Annotated in this window: 12 protein-coding genes; 1 reads left to right on the top strand and 11 read right to left on the bottom strand. The window is 36.7% G+C overall.

From position 1 onward, the window contains the following. Window positions 1–4: 4 nt before the first annotated feature. The 5 genes from RNZ46_RS12490 to RNZ46_RS12470 are packed head-to-tail and all read right to left on the bottom strand — an operon-like array spanning window position 5 to window position 6,051. Window positions 5–1,186, bottom strand: coding sequence for a glycoside hydrolase family 27 protein (locus tag RNZ46_RS12490; protein ID WP_316982498.1), 1,182 nt, complete (start codon window positions 1,184–1,186; stop codon window positions 5–7). 55 nt (window positions 1,187–1,241) lie between these two features. Next, complete coding sequence (locus tag RNZ46_RS12485; RefSeq protein ID WP_316982497.1) at window positions 1,242–1,628, bottom strand: hypothetical protein; 387 nt, start codon at window positions 1,626–1,628, stop codon at window positions 1,242–1,244. Between the two features lie 18 nt (window positions 1,629–1,646). Further along, window positions 1,647–3,671, bottom strand: a complete 2,025-nt coding sequence (locus tag RNZ46_RS12480) for a sialate O-acetylesterase (RefSeq protein ID WP_316982496.1) — start codon at window positions 3,669–3,671, stop codon at window positions 1,647–1,649. Window positions 3,672–3,730: 59 nt separating this feature from the next. Next, window positions 3,731–4,867, bottom strand: a complete 1,137-nt coding sequence (locus RNZ46_RS12475; protein ID WP_316982495.1) for a sialidase family protein — start codon at window positions 4,865–4,867, stop codon at window positions 3,731–3,733. A 17-nt stretch (window positions 4,868–4,884) separates the two neighbouring features. After that, window positions 4,885–6,051 carry a n-acyl-d-glucosamine 2-epimerase gene (locus tag RNZ46_RS12470; RefSeq protein ID WP_316982494.1) on the bottom strand — a complete coding sequence of 389 codons (1,167 nt, stop codon included), beginning with the start codon at window positions 6,049–6,051 and terminating at the stop codon, window positions 4,885–4,887. A gap of 127 nt (window positions 6,052–6,178) precedes the next feature. Between RNZ46_RS12470 and RNZ46_RS12465 the strand changes: the two genes are divergently transcribed. Then, window positions 6,179–6,904 (top strand): FadR/GntR family transcriptional regulator, encoded by a 726-nt coding sequence (locus tag RNZ46_RS12465; RefSeq protein WP_316982493.1) that lies wholly within the window; start codon window positions 6,179–6,181, stop codon window positions 6,902–6,904. A 71-nt stretch (window positions 6,905–6,975) separates the two neighbouring features. Here the strand turns inward: RNZ46_RS12465 and RNZ46_RS12460 are convergent, their stop codons facing one another. From RNZ46_RS12460 to RNZ46_RS12435, 6 genes are all read right to left on the bottom strand, one after another. Further along, window positions 6,976–7,902, bottom strand: a complete 927-nt coding sequence (locus tag RNZ46_RS12460; RefSeq protein ID WP_316982492.1) for a dihydrodipicolinate synthase family protein — start codon at window positions 7,900–7,902, stop codon at window positions 6,976–6,978. Window positions 7,903–8,104: 202 nt separating this feature from the next. Next, window positions 8,105–9,613, bottom strand: a complete 1,509-nt coding sequence (locus RNZ46_RS12455) for a RagB/SusD family nutrient uptake outer membrane protein (RefSeq protein WP_316982491.1) — start codon at window positions 9,611–9,613, stop codon at window positions 8,105–8,107. 11 nt (window positions 9,614–9,624) lie between these two features. Further along, a complete protein-coding gene (locus tag RNZ46_RS12450) occupies window positions 9,625–12,879 on the bottom strand; it encodes a SusC/RagA family TonB-linked outer membrane protein (protein ID WP_316982490.1) in 3,255 nt (1,084 codons plus the stop codon). A gap of 242 nt (window positions 12,880–13,121) precedes the next feature. Continuing rightward, window positions 13,122–14,687: a T9SS type A sorting domain-containing protein gene (locus tag RNZ46_RS12445; protein WP_316982489.1), complete on the bottom strand. Its 1,566-nt coding sequence runs from the start codon at window positions 14,685–14,687 to the stop codon at window positions 13,122–13,124. Between the two features lie 466 nt (window positions 14,688–15,153). Next, a complete protein-coding gene (locus RNZ46_RS12440) occupies window positions 15,154–16,692 on the bottom strand; it encodes a T9SS type A sorting domain-containing protein (protein WP_316982488.1) in 1,539 nt (512 codons plus the stop codon). A 482-nt stretch (window positions 16,693–17,174) separates the two neighbouring features. After that, on the bottom strand, window positions 17,175–18,086 hold the full coding sequence (locus tag RNZ46_RS12435) for a glycoside hydrolase family 17 protein (protein ID WP_316982487.1): 912 nt from the start codon (window positions 18,084–18,086) through the stop codon (window positions 17,175–17,177). Window positions 18,087–18,094: the final 8 nt, after the last annotated feature.

Here is an 18,094-nt window from a genome sequence, read left to right as displayed (position 1 = left end):
TTTATTATTTCGTTAATCTAAATACCACAACATCTCTAGCAGGAACTTCAATTAAAAAATTGGTGTCGGTCGTGCCGATTACTTTATTCTGCCATAAATTCTTAATGGTATATGCCCCGGAAAAATCCTTGATATTCATTTGATTCCAATTAACTTGGTATTTTGTGTTTTTAATCTCCCTATTAAACAAGCAAATCGCCATATCGCCATTTGATAATGGTTTTTGCCAAACCTCAAAATTCCCTAAATCTACTACCTTAAAGCCTTGTTTGCCTAAAACATCTTGGTTTATAGCAATGAGCTCTTTATTAGTCAATATTTCTTGATCGCTAAACGACATGTTCCTCAAATCGTTCCCAGCCATTAAAGGCGCCGCTAACATAGCCCACATACTAAAATGGGCTCTGGCTTCGTTTATGGGCATATCGCCGTTCCCAACGGCAAGCATATCGGGGTCGTTCCAATGCCCTGGACCTGCATATTTTTCCAAGCCCACTTGCATATCTACTAAATCTGACCAACCAAAAAGGTTACCGTTAACGTTTCCATCATAACGCCCGTTCATATCAATATCTAAGGTTGTACGCCACAAATGCCCAACGTTTTCTGCCCATTCCCAAGGCTTGTTTTCGCCCCATTCGCACATGCTAAAAACAATGGGTCTGCCCGCTTTATACAAAGCATCACGCATTAATTTATAAGAGGTTTTAGCATCTTGACCTTCGGTGAAACACCAATCGTACTTTAAATAATCGACACCCCACTTCGCATAGGTTTCCGCATCTTTGTATTCAAAACCTTTACTTCCAGGGCGACGTGCACAGGTCATGGTGCCGGCATCAGAATATATTCCGAATTTTAATCCTTTAGAATGCACATAATCGGCTAAAACCTTTATTCCGGATGGAAATTTTTCTTTATCAACAATAATGTACCCATTGTCATCGCGTCCTATTTGCCAGCAATCGTCAATTACAATATACTCGTAACCAACATCTTTTAAACCTTTTTCTACCATGGCATCAGCCATTTCCCTAATCACGGTTTCGTTAACGCCTTCACATTCAAAAGTGTTCCAGCTATTCCAACCCATGGGTGGTGTTAAGGCTAAGTTTTCAAATTTTTGAGCGTAAATCGAGCTTGCTGATAAAAAGCATACTACTAAAAAAAGGTAAATTGATTTCATTTTGATGTTATGTTTATTGTATTTGTATAAAATAAGTTGCCTAAAACCAGCAATTTTATTTAAATTCTATTTTTTTAATAATACTGTTGTCAATTCCAAGTTGATTAAAATCAAGGATTTCGCCAATTTTTCCCTTGGGTTTTGGATGATAAGTGATTGTTGTGTCTAACTCCACAACGTAAGCTCTCTTTTCTTTAGTTTTAAAAATTACAGCGTTAAAAATTTTATTGGTATGAACTAATGTAAAACCAGAAATTTCACCTCCATAATCTTTGTAAAACGTTATTAATTTTTGTGATTTGTAATCGGCTAATGGTCTTTTTTGTGATTCAGTTTTTTTATTCGTTATTTCTTTTTTGTCGGATTTTTCGTTTTTCTGAACGCAAGAAATTGTTAGAAATAAAATTGCAATAATTATTAAGTAAATTCTCGTTTTCTTCATATAAGCCAAAGTTTTAAATTAATCTAATTCATTTGAAAATGTTGAGGCTGGTAAATGACTGTTATTAATAATATTCCCGTTGGTAAAGGACGAATAGCCGTACTTAACAAATCGTGGATTTGTAATTTTTTCAGACCAAACAATTAACACATCATCTTTAATACTCGTATTAGCTTTCACAAAAACTTTATCTTCTCCGGCTATTTCTATGTCTTTTACCGCAGTACCGTCAATCGTTTTTAGTCCTTCGCCATATTTAAAGTGGACTTCTAGTGTATTGCCCATCACGTTTACATAATCTAACAACGGTCCAGAAAATACCAAGGATTTATTATAAGATTTTGCCAATGCTACTTTGGCCAATCGCTCGCCGACCACCCATTTTTGGGTTGGATGCACATCAGTTTTATGTCCAACATCCGAAGATACTGCCATTCCGGTATTTTCAACAGCTAACAACTTACGCTGCGAATCTCTAAACGCACCCCAATTTGGGCGATTAATGCTACTTAATTGCACGTAGTAAAATGGCAAATCGGGTTTGTTAAATTGCATGCGCCAATCGGCTACCAACATTTTAAAAAGGCGCGCGTACAAATTTTCGCGTTCGGCATTCGATTCGCCTTGGTACCAAATCACGCCTTTGAAATTGAAATTTGTTAACGGCAAAACACCTGAATCAAACAAAAAAGTAGGATCGTAAGGGTGTCTTGCATTCAAGTTTTTATTGTGTCCGAAATTTTCGGTTTTCCGGAAGGCATTCCAAGTCCCCATCAACGGATTTTTCCAATTATCATTAAGCATACTTATGGTTTCGTGGGTTTGCTCCAAAGTCGCCCTGCTAATCCAACTTTCGATGGGCGAGCCCCCAATAGCATTGCAAATAACGCCAATGGGAACGTTTAATTCCTTTTGAAGATTGAATGCAAAGGCATAGGCCACGGCCGAAAAATTCTTTAAAACATCATCATTATCGTTGCTCCAAGCCGAATATTTATAATAATCGTTGGTATTGCAAAGTGCCAGTTCTTCTTTAGTAAAAACATGACCACCCAAAACTTTGGGATCCATGGACATGACGAAGATGTTGGGGTTTAACGAATCTTTTAAAACGGTTTTGGCCGATTGCATTTGATGGACCTTAAAATCCATATTAGATTGCCCCGAAGCCAACCAAACTTCGCCAATGTAAACTTTGTTGAAATTAATATTTTCAGATTGTTTCGATTGGATTTCAAATGCATAAGGCCCGCCAGCTTTCATCGCTGGCATTATGATTTTCCAAGCGCCATTTTTGGCTACTTTTGTTGTTACTTTTTGGTTGTTTAAAAGTACGGTAATTTCATCATTTGCATTAGCGGTGCCCGAAACAACAATGGGTTCGTTACGCTGAAACACCATGTTTTCGCCATAAAATTTTGGAAGTTTTAATCCGCCAAAATCACCCGTAATAGCGCCATAAACCTTTTGGGCGATTACGGTAGCACCCGCTTTGGTGGGATGTAAATTATCTGGGAAATATTCTGGAAATCGATATGATGGCTCATGCAGATTTATTAAATCTACATTGGCTGTTTTGGCGATGGTTTCAATTTTATTTTGAATGGCTTTAAAGTTTTCGCGCATGCCTTCTTCAAACCAATGATGTCCCGAAAAAGTGGGTGTCATTTTACAAATTAGCACTTTGGGTTTTGATGGCAGATTTTTATAAATCGTAATCATGTCCAAATAATCGGCTATAAATTCATCGTTGTGTTTTGGCCAATTGTTGTTGCCTTGGTCGTTTAAACCTAAATGAATGATTACTATGTTCGGCGCAAATTCTTGAGACTGCTTAAACTCATTTTTTGTCCAATAGGGTTTATGTCCGTTTTTAAGCATAGTCGCTCCGGAGTACCCAAAGTTGCCCACCTCGTAGTTACTACCGAGCAATTTTTGCAACTGCGCCGGATAGGAATTAACGTCCCTATCTTTAATACCTGCACCATAAGTAACTGAATTGCCAACACAGGCTACTTTGGTTTTTTGGGCTTGTGTTGGCAAAATTAATGTTAGTGAGAATGCAATAAAATAAATAAACTTTATAGGCATTTATTATAGCATTATGGTTTTTTATAGGTGTCTTTTCCATCGGTTAGCCAATCTAATGAAAAGCTAATAAACTCATTGTTTTTGTATTCATCTTTTTCAAAGAACAATCCGATATCGCCGTTTTCCAAAATGGTTAATGATGAATATGCCGATGAGCCCGGGTAAATTGTTTTGCCTTCGCTCCACGTTTTTCCTTCATCGTAACTAATGCGAACCGACATATTTACACGTCCTTTTTCAGATTGTGCATTCGAAAACAGGATTCTATTTTTATCATATCCATCGGCTTTTGATGTATACCGAATGATGCTGGCGTTACAACCTGGGTCGATTAATTCTGGTGCTGGGTTTGTTTCCCAAGTTTTTCCTTCGTCTTTAGAAGTGTGCACATAACGCATGCCTTTGTTGTTTACCCTGGCGTTAATCATTAAAGTACCGTCGGCGAGTTCGATAATTTTAGACTCGTCTGCAGGTTGAATGGGCGTGTCAATAAAATACCATGTTTTCCCGTGGTCGTCGCTACCAAAAACATGCAATCCGCTGTTTAAGTTTACCATGGTGTGCAATAATTTTCCTGAGCGTGTTTGAATACCACGGCCCGATGTTATAAATTTAAAATCTTTGTGCCATTCGGGTTTTGCGATTTGCGAAGTGATATCTTCGGGTTTGCTCCAAGTTTTTCCGTTATCGGAACTTTTCATTACATGTAAATAATAGATGTCTTTTTCGGTATCTAAATTCATATAATTATAAAACATAAAAATATCGCCTGTAACATTATCTACAATCATTGAAGGGTCTGAAGCCGACTCACCCTCGGGGAAATCAATGACCATTTCAATGGGTGTCCAGGTTTTACCGTTATCGCTGCTTCGGCGAATAATGATATTAATGTCTTTACTCCATTTTAAATCGCCACAACCCGGAACACGTTGGTCGATAGCCGCTATTACATCGCCATTTGGTGCTGTAACGATTGCCGGAATCCTGTAACAAGCAACCCCTTCTTCCATACCTGCATTAAACAGAGCCACCAATTCTGGGTTTTCCTTCACAGGTTCGGTATTTTCCTTTTTTTCTGTATTAACTTTCCCCTTGCACGAACTAAGCAATACAATCATCATTAATAAAACAGTACTTCTTATCATCTTTTAAATATTTAGGTTTAATTATTTTTTTTTGCTTCAATTTTTTCAAAAGCTTTCCAACATTGGTACATGGCCCTTGGCACGTGGAAACAGCCTTTCCACTTGCCGCCTTTTAGGTTTAACAACACCTCGCCTTGGCGGTTTAAATACCCAAACCACTCACCGTTTTCAGGATCTGAAAAATGTGACCAAGCATAATCGTGTACTTTATGGTACCATTTTAAAATATCGGGGTTTTGGGTTTGCTCGTAAGCTTTTGCCAATGCTACCAAGGTTTCCAAATGCACCCACCATAGTTTTTGATCCCACTCCAATTGTTGCGGTGGATGTCCTTTTGAATCCATAAAATAGTAAATTCCACCGTATTTTTCATCCCAACTGTACTCTAAAATGTTTAGAATTGTTTGGGTTGCTTTATTAATAAGGGCTTTATCGTTTTTACGTACGCCAATATCAATCATAAACCACATGGCTTCAATACCATGTCCGGGGTTTAATAAGCGTCCATTAAAACTATCGTGATGTTCGCCGTTAGGTAAAACATTCTCGAAAATAAGCCCTGATTTTTTATCTAAAAACACCTCCATAACTTGTTGGATGCTGTAATCTATTGTTTTTTCTACTTCGTCGGCATCTAAAACGGCTTCGAGTTCCAATACTAAATTAGATAAAATCATGGGCAGCGAAAAACCAACTAATGGTCTGGTGTCTGTATTTTTTTCGTATTTCCCTTTCGGATTATCAATTCTACTAAGAATATTAAAATACGTTTTTTTAGCCAATTCCTTTACCTCCTCATTACCCGAAGCGATAGCGTATTGACTGAATGCCATGGCTGCAAAACAATCGGAAAAAATGTTATAAGCCTGCACTAAAGGCTTACCTTCTTTTGTAACGGAAAAATAGAAATCGCCTTTTTCATTCATGCCATACTTGCGTAAAAAATCGATGCCGTTTTTAGCTATAGCCAGCCATTTCTCGTTTTTTTCAACTTTGTTGTAAAGCATTGAAAACGTCCACGCTTGTCGCCCTTGAAGCCAAATAAACTTATCGGTATCGTACACGTTTCCTTTGGTATCCAAGCATGTAAAATAACCTCCGTTGTCATAATCTATGGCGTGTTTTTCCCAAAACGGAACAACATCTTCAAGCAACGTATTTTTATAAAGTGTAGAAAAATTCATCTTAAAACAAGATTTTTTTATATTAGCCTTTTATTTTAAATAAAAATGTCTTACTTTTATATGTATGACATAATACAAAAATAAGAAATTATACCCTTGTAAGACTTCTTTTTAACAAATAAATTAAATGAAAACCAAACTTAGTAAAATTGCTCCGCTTGAAAACTTATCGTTAGTGGACAAAGTAGAATTAAGATTAAAGGAGTATTTTAAAGAAAATAACTTAAAGATTGGCGATTCTATACCTAAGGAATTGGAGTTTGCAGAAGCCCTTGGCGTGAGTCGTACCGTGATACGCGAAGCTCTTTTAAGATTGAGAACCATTGGTGTTATTCAATCTAAAAAGCGCAGCGGCATGATATTGACCCAGCCCGATATTATTCAGAATTTTGAAAAAGCCATTGAATACAATTTGTTAGGAGAAGAAGCTTTGACTGATATTTTTGAACTTCGGTTAATACTGGAAATGGGAATGGCCGATTTATTGTTTGCCAGAAAAACCAAAGCAGATCTTGAAGCCTTGGACAAAATTGTTTCCAAACAAGAAAAAGAAGAGCAAAATACCGTACTTTTTAGCTTAAAAAACGAAATTGCATTTCATGGGAAATTATACGAAATGTCGAAAAACTCCACACTGCAGAGATTTCAAGATTTACTGTTACCGGTTTTTAATTATGTACACGACAATATGCCTCATGGCGCTGAAGATTTTAAATACTCGAAAGGTAAATTTGTTACGCATCGCGATTTATTAAATATTTTAATTGACGGTAATGCCGAAACCTTTAGGGAAGCCATGAGAAACCATCTTGAACCGCACTTTGATAAAGTGCTAAACACAATTAAATCTTAAGGTATAAAAACATAAAAGCCAACTTTAAATTAATTTAAAGCTGACTTTTAAAAACTAAACAAACACTCTACTTAATTTACCAAGGATTCATCAAATTTGCTAAACAAATCCGTTAAACCCGCAGTATCTAATTCTTCTTTAATTACTTTATAATCAGCATCGGTTAATGTGGTATGCGGAAATCTACTTGGGCCGCAATCTATACCCAACACTCTCATAAAGCCTTTTGCCACACCGTTAAATCCGCCTTTACCATCTAAAATCTCAACAAATCTGATGGCTTTGTTTTGTAACGCAGCCGCTTCGGCCATTTGCCCTTTTTCAAAAAGGTCTTTTATTTTATAATATAATGGCGCCAAATGGTTGTATGTGCTGCCCACCCATCCTGTAGCTCCAATGGGTAAACTGTTTATAAACAATTCATCATAACCAAAAAGTATATTAAACTTTCCGTTTGACACCTTTTTGCTGTGCTGAAAATCAATTAAGTTATTATTGGTAAACTTAATTCCAGCTAAATTTGGTATTTCGCTTTCTGCTTTAATTAAAAATTCGTTCATATTTAAATTTGCTCCAGATAATACCGGAATATGGTAATAATAAAACGGTAAATTAGGAGCGCAAGCAGCAATTTCTTTACAGTATTGCACTAATTTTTCAATGGTATTTAGCCTAAAATAAAATGGTGCCAATACTGAAATGGCATCTACCTTATCGGCAGCATATTTCGCAAGTTCTTTAGCTTCTCGCAGATTGGTGTGACCAACATGGTCTATTAAACACAAATCCTCGGATTTGTTTTGAGACCAAGCCAGTGTTATTTGCTTTCGCTCTGCCGTTGATAATGATGCGAAATCTCCAGTAGAGCCATTCATAAATACTCCAGAGATTTTATTGTTGATTAAAAACTGACTGTAATCCTTAATTTTATCAGTATTTAGCGAACCATCTTTATGCATTGGGGCATAAACCGCTGCTACTAAATTTTTTATTTTCATGTGTTATAATTATTGTTGTTCAATGGTCACATGTAGCTTCCATATAATCATATCCCTGGGTATCGAATTCTCGCTATGGAAGTTTCATAAAGCGAAATTAATAATATTATGGTGTTTTGTTGGTTTTGTAAGATAAAAAAGAGAGTTAAGTTTTTTAAACTAAAACTCTCTTTTCAAACTAACTCAAACAATTGCCACTAATCTAGTTTGTATATCCAGGAGTTTGGTCCAATAATGGGTTCCTACCTATCATGTCTTCTGTGATTGGTAATAACAACAACTGGCTATCGCTTGAAGAAATATAAACTATGTTATCGTAAACAAAACTATCTCCAGCTCTTCTTAAATCCCACCAGCGCTTACCTTCGCCAATAAACTCTTTGTAACGCTCGTTTAAAATAGCGTTGGCGTTATCGGTTTGCGTACTGTTAACGTAAGCATGGGTTGCAGGTACATAATTGGCACCGTAAGCTCTAGCTCTAATTTGGTTAATCTCACCCGATGGGTCTTCACCTAAATGATTTTTTGCTTCGGCCAATAGTAAAAGTACATCGGCATATCTGTATAACGGTACATCGTTTTCAAAAATACGCTCACTGCCATTTACTTCTCCTAAAAATTTATTAAATATAGAACCAAAATATGTAGGCTCGTTGTACGTTGGGTATCCAGCGCCTCCGTTATCATCAGTATACAATCTAATAAAGGTCGCATCTTTACGAGCATCATCATTATCATCTAAAAGTAAAATGGTTTTCTCAGATTGACCATATCGGTTTGCTCCAGCAATTATAAAATCGCTCATCGATTCGCCTGCTGCATTAAACTGAGGGTTAATTTCGGTACTTCTACCTGTTAAGCTATTGTAAAAGTTCTCTGCTTCGTCTTGCTTATATTGATAAGCAAAAATGAACTCGTTGTTACCTTCGTTTGATACACCCCATAGGTTATCGATACTTGGCTCTAAACTTACACCTAAAGAAGCGATTTGCTGTAAAGCAGTTTTAGCTTCAGTAAAATCTGCACTGCCGCCACCTAAAAGGTTTCCTGACCAGATAAACGCATCGCCTTTAAGCGCTAAGGTTGCAGCCTTAGACCAAAAGTTTCTACTTCCTTCCCAGTAGCTATCATCAGATCCAAAGGCACTTAAAGATGCTGCTATATCCGATTTAATTTGAGCCATAACCTCTGTTTGAGGTGATCTTGCTCTACTTAAACCTGCTGGATCGATATCGGTAAATGGCTCTAATATAATAGGTACATCGCCCCATGTTTTAAGCAAGGTATAGTAGTACAATGCACGTAAACCATAGGCTTGACCCAATAAATGTCCTTTTTCCGATTCATCGGTAAACTCTACATTAGGTAAGTTCACTAAAAAATCATTAATTCTGTGAATTCTTGTGTACAAACCTGCCCATCCACCAAAAGGTGCTGTAGCCACTGTAATGTTAGATTCTATTAATGATTCGTTTGATGGCGACTCGTAAGTTCGTCCGCCCCAAATATCACTTCTTATTTCCCCTAATAACCATAGCGTTCCCGCTGATGATCTTAAGTTGGCATACAATCCTGTATGTGCGGTTTTTGCACCTTCTTCGGTATCCCAAAAACCTGCTGCTGTTAATTGACTAGGGCTTGTTAATTCAAGTTCACTCTCGCAAGCACTAAAAGTCATTACAGCTATAAATATATATATATACTTCTTCATTTTTTTATTATTTAAAATGTTACGTTAACTCCTATTGTAAATGTTTTAGGAACTGGAAATTCTCCATATTGTACACCACCAACTTCTGGTGTATCACCACTCATACTTTTAAAGTAGTGTAAGTTAGTACCTGTTACATATATGTTCAATCTTTTAATAACATCGTTAAAATGTTCTGTTGGTACATTATAACTTAAGGTTATTTCGCGCAATGCCAAGTAATCGCCTTTTTCCCAAAACTTATTGTTTGCAAAATTTTGCAAGCTACTTGCACCTTCGCTACCTCTCCAAACGTTTTTGGCACCGTTAACAAATACAAAACGTGGCCAATCGGTATCGGTATTTGTTGGAGTCCAAGAATCCAACACTTCAATAGGTTGTGCTAAGTTACCTTGTGTTTGACCGTAACCTTTATTTCTAATATGGTTCCATACCAAATGTCCGGTTGCGAAATCGGTTTTAACAAATAAATTGAAGTTTTTGTATTGTAAACTTGTTGTTAAACCACCAACAAAGTCTGGTGTTGTACGTCCAATAACTTTTCTGTCTAAACCATCAATAACACCATCGCCATTTTGATCTACCCATTTTACATCACCAGCCCAACGTTGGTTACGGCTAGTTCCTGGCATATAGGTATCTGTAATGGCATTGTCGGCATCGGCTTCAGCTTGTGACGCATAAATACCTGCTTGCTCGAACGCTACTACCAAATCGTGACCAGAACGTTGTCCTTCTTGGAAACCACCTACCCATTCTTCTTGTTGTGTATTGGGGTTCCAAATTAATGTGCCGCCTTGTCTGTTTAAATCGTTATCGTTTTCGGGCAGTTTTACCACATAGTTTCTATTGGTTGTAAAGGTTGCCCCAACATTCCAAGTTAAATCATCAGTTCTAATAATATCGCCATTTACTTGCAACTCAAAACCTTTGTTTCTAATGGTTCCATTATTGGTTAATATACCACCAAAGCCTGTATAGTAAGGTAGTGTAAGATTAGCCAGTTTGTCCTTTATATCTCTTGAATATACATCGGCAATAAATGATAATCTGCTATTAAATAATGATAAATCCAATCCGACATTAAATGTTGTTGATTTTTCCCAAGATAAATCTAAGGTTGGTAAAGATGAATTTGCATAGCCTGTTTGCCCATTATAAACTCCCTGTGATCCGTAAGAGCCATAAACACCATAATTGCTTAATACATCTATGTTACCAGCGAGACCATAACTTAATCTTGGTTTTAATCTAGAAATAGTGTTGCTTAAAGAAGACTCTTCAAAGAAAGATTCGTTATGTACATTCCATCCGAAGGATACCCCTGGAAAAAAATCAAATTTATTGTTACCTAATCTTGAAGTACCATCATATCTGTAATTAAATTGAAATAAATATCTATCATCAAAATCATAAAGCAGTCTACCGAAAGTAGATGTTATCACGTACTCAGATTCAAAACTTGAAGGAATACCATCGGCTTCTGCTCCAGCATTAAGTGTTTCAATTAAATCTGTTGGAGAGTTTCTTGTTCCGGCGCCCGTACTAAATCCGTTATCCTTAAAATACTCTGCACCAATTAAAGCATTGAAATTATGATTGCCAAATTTTTTGGTATAGTTTAATGTACCTGTTAACTGGTTTCTTAATGTTCTGCCTAAACTCACCCCAGCTTCACGACCTGTACGTAATGGCCCAGTAGTACTACCTACGCGATAAGCTCTATTAAATCTTTCGTTGTGGTTATTGATTGTAAAATGACTTCCTGTTACGGCTAAGGTTAAGTCTTCAATAATATCCCAATTAATACCAACCGATGCCGATAAACGTTGCTCTAAGTTTTTTCTAACAAATTTATCTTGGTAATACAGTGGATTACCAAAACCTTGGTTTTGTCCTACGGCATATTGGTCAGACCAAGTTCCATCAGGGTTACTATCAAAAGTTCTTGAGGTTGAAGCCTGTCCTTGGAATCTTCTAAAAACAGTATCTTCTCCACCCAAAGGACTTAAATTTAAATTAGAGTGTGAATATAAAATATTCGAGTTTACTCTAATATTATCGGTTACTTGATAAGACCCACTAAATTTACCTGAATATCTTTTAAATCCTGAGCCTAAAATTAAGCCGTCGTTATCTAAAAGCCCCAAGCCTAAATAGTAAGTCCCTTTTTCGTTACCACCATCAAAAGACAAATAGTGGTCGATTGATTCGCTATTTTGATAAATTCTATCGCCAACACCTTTGTTATCGAAAAATAGTATTTCTTGGCTAGGATCTAAAATATCTGGAATAGACATCCACCCCGGTTGGCTTAATAAATATTGATTTGAAGGCGTTAAAAGCTGTGTAGTAAACGGATCGTTGGTTGTATTGTTACCTGTTGCCGCACTGTGGTTTCCATTTAAAAATGCTCCAAAAGCACCAGGGTTACCAGCAACCTCTCTAAACCAAGCAATAGATTGTCTGTTGTAATTAATATGGTCTGCTGCACCAATGTATTTTTGGTCGTTTCTTTCGTTGTTGGTACTGTACTTATATCTGTAGTTGATAGAAGATTTTCCAACTTTACCAGTTTTTGTGGTAACCAAAATAACACCGTTGGCAGATCTAGCACCGTAAATTGCGGTAGCTGCTGCATCCTTTAACACCTCGATAGATTCTATATCGTCTGAGTTTAAAGCGTAAAACGACCCTGGGATACCATCAATTAATATTAATGGGGATCCTGATCCATCAAAATTAGTACCACCACGTAACACAATTTGTGGGGTAGACCCTGGTTGCCCGGTAGTATTTGTTACTCTTAAACCGGCAATGGTTCCTTGTAATGCCGTTGCAGCATTAGATCGTGTTGATGTTTCTAAAATTTGTGTATCTAATTTAGATACCGAAGTTGTTAATGTGGCTCTGGTTTGCTTACCATAACCTGTAATAACAATTTCGTCCAGCATTGCCGCATCTTCGGTTAAAGACACATTAATAACTGTTTCGTCTGCAACAGTAACTTCGGTGGCTGCATACCCAACGTAGCTAAACACAAGAACATCGCCTGTGTTGGCATTAATGGTATACTGTCCATCAAAATCTGTTGACGCCCCTGTAGTTGTACCTTTTACAATAACCGTTGCACCTAGCAATGGCATATTGTCTCCAGCAGAAACCACGGTTCCCGTAATGGTTTTTTCTTGACCAAAAGTTAGAATTGGTAAAGAAAAAAGCAAAATAAATATCAAATAATTGATATTAAGCTTTCTTTTTTTCATACTAAAATGATTTGAATTAGTTAAATAACGTTAGTTTTTCTTATTAAGTATTATGTAATACATAATGCAATATTAAAGAAATATTATTAGTAATTCAAAATTTTAACACCTAAATTAATTTAACACAGCATTTTAATCTATTGATATTATGTTAAGAGAACACAGCGTTAAAAAAGAATCATGGCGCATAAAGAAACCCTATAAACAGCGTTTATAGGGTTTTAAAACATATATGGTTTTACTTATTTTTTTACAAGCTTTATACTTTGTAAACTATTCTCGGCACGTATTAGTGCAAAATACAATCCGGTTTTTAAGCCCGATCCATAAATGTTGGCTTCGCTTGAATTTGGAGAAAGTGCTATGACTTGTTTTCCTAAAACATCAAACACTTGAACGGCTGTTATCTTTTGATTTTTTGATGTCACTGTCCAACTATCATGGGTTGGGTTGGGGTATGCTTTGAATTGAGATAATTCGAAGTCATCGGTACTTAAAGGCGTTCCTTTATATAAGTATAAATTATCATAATAAACAGTTCCCAAATCTGATGTTATTATAAACTGTGTTATATCATTTCTACTTCCAGCGGTAAAATCAGATAAAGGTATATCTAAAGATATCCATGTACCTGGATTGGGATTGGTTAAGAAATTTGCATTGGTTACAGAATATTCTATAGCGTTAGATTCTGAGGTGCCATTATCCCAGTTGGAAAATTTAATATTGAAACTCTTATCCATGGTTGCTGTCTCTGTAAAAATGTCCATGTGAAAATGAGTAAATTCTGAAGCGTCAAATCTACCGTTTATGAATTCTACACCCTCACAACCTAAGCCACTAACTTTTTTCATGGCATTACCGGAAATCGACTCTTCTGTTGTTGTTCCAGGACACCATGGTGTATCATAAGTATCAATTGTAATACCGGTATAGGCGTCACTAAAAATCGACTTCACATCGACAGGTGCTCTATTTGGGGGTAATGGAGCAGCTGTTGGAGGGCCACTAGCAAAAATACTAACTGTATATGTTTCCGTATCTATCCCATTTGAAGCTGTAACCGCCACCGTAGCTGTTCCGGGAATACCAGACGCTTGAGTTATAACACGTGATGCACCGGCATTGGTTGTAGTCGCCAAAGTAATTTGCGGTACTACTGAGGTTCCCGGTGGAACGGAATAATCATAAGAAGTTGTAGCTGATCCAAAGCCAGTAATCGTAACGTTGTCAACCTGCAGGTCGCTTAATGTTGCATCTGTTGCAGGGTCTGTTGCTGCCTTCCAAAAATATAAGTTATCTACATAGATAGCGTCAGTAGATCCATTGCCACCGTCAAACTTGAACTGAATAGCATTAGAAGTGTCACCCGTAATTCCAGATACCGGGATATCTACACTAATCCATGTATTTGCTCCCGTATTTGTTATGGCATGGGCAATTTCAGCACCTGAACTAATCACAAATACATTAGGATTGAATGTTCCATCGATATAAATATCGACATGCAAGAATTCCATTCCTGTGATGTTTTGGGTAGATCCAAATTGAATCCCTTGATAATTAAAGTTGGGATAAGCTAACACGTTATTTCCCGTCCCGGGATCGAAAGCCGTATTTGCAGTGCCAAAACCAGATTGACCCCAGTTTGGGTTGAAATTCGACCCAGCCACATCGGTATAGGCACCACTAAAAATAGAAATAACATCTCCTGCATCCCTAGCCTGCGGATCGGTAGCATTGGTTGTTGGCTGCGCAAATCCAATAGACACAGTCAAAAAGATAAGTAATAAGGTAATTTTTTTCATCGTAATTTAGTTTTATGAATTAGTTAATATTTAAACAAAACCAGTATTTACGGGAGGTCAAACTTCAACCTACTAAAAACCAACTTTGTCATTTTTATAAATATATTGACAAAATTGTGTGAAATTCACATTTAACAGCACTACAAAAAGTATACAACACAATAAAAACCATGCTTTACCGAGTTTTTTACAAAACACAGTGCAATTACAGGGCTTTATTACGGTTTATAACCTTTCTATGAAAATGCTTTACTAGTTGAGATATCGCTATTTGTATGGGTGATGTAGTGGTGAATGGACATATTTTATTGCAGGCAATTTATCCATTACTTTATATTACCCTGAAGAAAAGCTGATTGCAGTACATAATCGGACGTAAATTAATTTGTATTCCTGTAATAAAGTGTACAAAAAAAGCTGCTTCGAAGTAAACGAAACAGCTTTTTAGCAATGTGTTTTAAAACCATTAATTAACCACTACGAGTTGTGTGTGCGAGCCGTTTTTGGAGTTTATTTTTATAACATACAATCCGGAGTTCATTTTTTCTACATTAATTGTAGTGGCACCATTTATTTCAGAAGCTTCATAAACTTGCTTTCCTAGCATATCGAAAACGGATAATGTATAATTTTTTTCTTTAGTATTAATGTTTAGCTTGTTTATTACGGGGTTTGGAAATACCTTAATATCCGATATTAACTTTTCATCCATATCATCAGATAATAATTGTTTATCCTTGGCGCTATTTTTAGCGGCGTGGGAAGTTGTTTGATAGTTAAATGTTTCCCAGGCACCGATGCTCGAACGGTTACACATCATTCCAGCGTTACCACCTTCAGAACTTACGTATTTCCCATTACTTCCTTTTAAAGCAAATTGCGAGTTGCCCAAATCAACCCAGGTAAATACTTCCCACCCGCCAATGCTTGATCGGTCGCACATCATTGGCGATGCACCATTATTAGAGCTTACATATTTTCCGTTAGATCCTTTTATAGCCACTTTTCCGTCACCTCGGTCAATAATATCAAATTTTTCCCAGTCTCCAACGCTTGGGCGATCACACATCATGCCTGATGTCCCATTATTGGAACTCACAAATTTGTTGTTGCTGCCTTTTAATGAAATCGTCCAAGGACGTTTATAATAACGCACGTAATCAACATTCATTTTTACATAAACGTCATAATTGTTAGGAGGATTGCCCGCCAAATCACCACCGATGGCCACATTTAAAATATAAAAGAAAGGTTGGTGATACTCTTTCCTCGTATCATCTAAATAATGGGAACCAAAATAGACACCATCTATATAAAACTTAAGTTCGGTGTCTGTTTTTTCGCAACCAAAGGTGTGCCACTGCGTCCAGTCTGGGGCAGGCCTACTTACGGTATGATAAACCCAGTTGTGTGGCCAGGTTTGAACGTCTGAATCACCATCGCCATTATAGTCTAATGATGGATTGTAATGAATGGTAGAAATAGCATCATGATTGGGCACCATTTCCATCATATCGATTTCCCCGCAACTAGGCCATGCTGAACCACCATTGACATTGTGAGCACTTATATTGGGATTTCCAAAACTTTCTCCCAGAGACCAAAATGCAGCAAAAGTCGCATCTTTACCATTCCAGTCCCAGTCTTCAAATTTTATTCTGGCCTCGGTATAGCCTTCATCCCATACTATTTTATCAGCCGAATTTATTCGTCCTGATTCCATCCGGTTTTCTTGAAAATCCCAAGAAGCAAATATGGTTAAATGTCCATTGCCAACAGTTACCCTATCGGCAGTATAGGTTTGTAATTCATTGTTAATATTCAGGTTTCCAACTTCAACATTCCAATGGTTCGTATTTAAGGAGTTCCCGTTAAACTCGTCGCTCCATTTTAAATACCAATCGCCTCCAGGGGTTTGTCCGAAAGCAGACACATTCGCCATAAATACCAATGCCATAATAGACCATTTGATTTTTGAAAGAAATAATGTAATTTTTTTCATCATAATTTAGTTTTAAGAATTAATATTAAAAAAAACAAAATCAGTATTAATATTACGCTTTGTTTAACACTAAACAAACACTGAGTTTATCACTTTAATAAATTTATTAATAAAACTTTATGAAATTCACATATAACAGCACTACAAAAAGCATACAACACAATCAAAATTCTAATTTACTGCGTTTTCAGTAAAACAAAGCACACTAATAATAGAGGTTTAATAGGAATACCACCTATTCTAAAAAAAAGCTTTTCTGGTTGAGAAATCCCAATTTGTATGGGTGATGTAGTGGTGAATGTTTAAGCTGAACCGTAAGAATAAAGTTTTTATTTCCGATTAGCTTGACAGAAAGATAATTACAGCACCGTTTAGGGTATTTAATTTCTGTAATATTAAAATATCCGTTTGGATTTGGTGATGACTCCTAAGTATATTAAAACCGATATTAAAAGAAAATTATCGCTTTTTTGAAGAAAGAATTGTTAGGTATTAAAACCAAGAATATTGTTTTTATATTTTAGTTTTTCATCTTTATCCCATAAACCCCAATAAGCGCCTACGTCGCCTTCGGTTCCAACTTTCCAAGATTCATCAAAAGATGCAAAATAAAACACATCAATTTGGTCTTCTTTGGCCCATTCTTGCGTATTAATAAAATATTTTATGGCGTTTTCGTACGATGGTACTGCGCCATGCAACCCTGAACCTTGACTAGGCCATCCAGTTTCGGTAATTATAACTTTTTTTCCCTTGCCCGCTTTTAATGCTCTATAAAACATATCCTTCATGTAAATTAAAGCATATTCCAAACTGCAGCCTTCCCAATAAGGATAACAATTTGCTAAAACGACATCGCAAGCTTCAGTGATTTTTGGGCGTTTTGCAAACTCGTAATACGCATCAACATAACCCATAGGAACTTCTGGAATAGCTGCTTTAACTTGGTGCATAAAACTTAAAAGCTCCGCTTCGGTTAAATCGCCCCTGTACATCACTTCGTTTCCAACGGCCGCAATATCTACATAGCCTTCCTTTGCGAGTTTAATTAGACCCGCTATTTCCCTTTTATTAATATCGGCATCACTACCTAACCAAGCGCCCACCATTGTTTTTATGCCAAATTCCTTAGCAATTACCGGAATAAGTTCATTGCCATCGGTACATGAAAAAGTACGAATCCAGTTGGTGTATGGTTTAATGATTTTCATACGCCTTCTAATTTGCTTTTCGGTAATTTGATCTCCAGCTTCTTGCCCCTCTTCATAAGCACTAAAGCAAATACCGTGCATGCCGCTTTTTAGTACTCTACGAAATGTATTTTGCAATCCTTTTGTCGTTTTATTGTCATGATTGCCACCAGAGAGCGATAATATGTTTTCTGTTTTGAGTGACATAATACTGT

The organism is Hwangdonia lutea (assembly GCF_032814565.1).
Taxonomy (GTDB): domain Bacteria; phylum Bacteroidota; class Bacteroidia; order Flavobacteriales; family Flavobacteriaceae; genus Hwangdonia; species Hwangdonia lutea.
This window is presented reverse-complemented; position numbering and strand designations above follow the sequence as displayed.

Coding starts and splice junctions, on each gene's coding strand:
- RNZ46_RS12490 (WP_316982498.1), bottom strand. CDS start 1,186: ATGAAATCAATTTACCTTTTTTTAGTAGTATGCTTTTTATCAGCAAGC.
- RNZ46_RS12485 (WP_316982497.1), bottom strand. CDS start 1,628: ATGAAGAAAACGAGAATTTACTTAATAATTATTGCAATTTTATTTCTA.
- RNZ46_RS12475 (WP_316982495.1), bottom strand. CDS start 4,867: ATGATAAGAAGTACTGTTTTATTAATGATGATTGTATTGCTTAGTTCG.
- RNZ46_RS12470 (WP_316982494.1), bottom strand. CDS start 6,051: ATGAATTTTTCTACACTTTATAAAAATACGTTGCTTGAAGATGTTGTT.
- RNZ46_RS12465 (WP_316982493.1), top strand. CDS start 6,179: ATGAAAACCAAACTTAGTAAAATTGCTCCGCTTGAAAACTTATCGTTA.
- RNZ46_RS12460 (WP_316982492.1), bottom strand. CDS start 7,902: ATGAAAATAAAAAATTTAGTAGCAGCGGTTTATGCCCCAATGCATAAA.
- RNZ46_RS12455 (WP_316982491.1), bottom strand. CDS start 9,613: ATGAAGAAGTATATATATATATTTATAGCTGTAATGACTTTTAGTGCT.
- RNZ46_RS12450 (WP_316982490.1), bottom strand. CDS start 12,879: ATGAAAAAAAGAAAGCTTAATATCAATTATTTGATATTTATTTTGCTT.
- RNZ46_RS12445 (WP_316982489.1), bottom strand. CDS start 14,687: ATGAAAAAAATTACCTTATTACTTATCTTTTTGACTGTGTCTATTGGA.
- RNZ46_RS12440 (WP_316982488.1), bottom strand. CDS start 16,692: ATGATGAAAAAAATTACATTATTTCTTTCAAAAATCAAATGGTCTATT.
- RNZ46_RS12435 (WP_316982487.1), bottom strand. CDS start 18,086: ATGTCACTCAAAACAGAAAACATATTATCGCTCTCTGGTGGCAATCAT.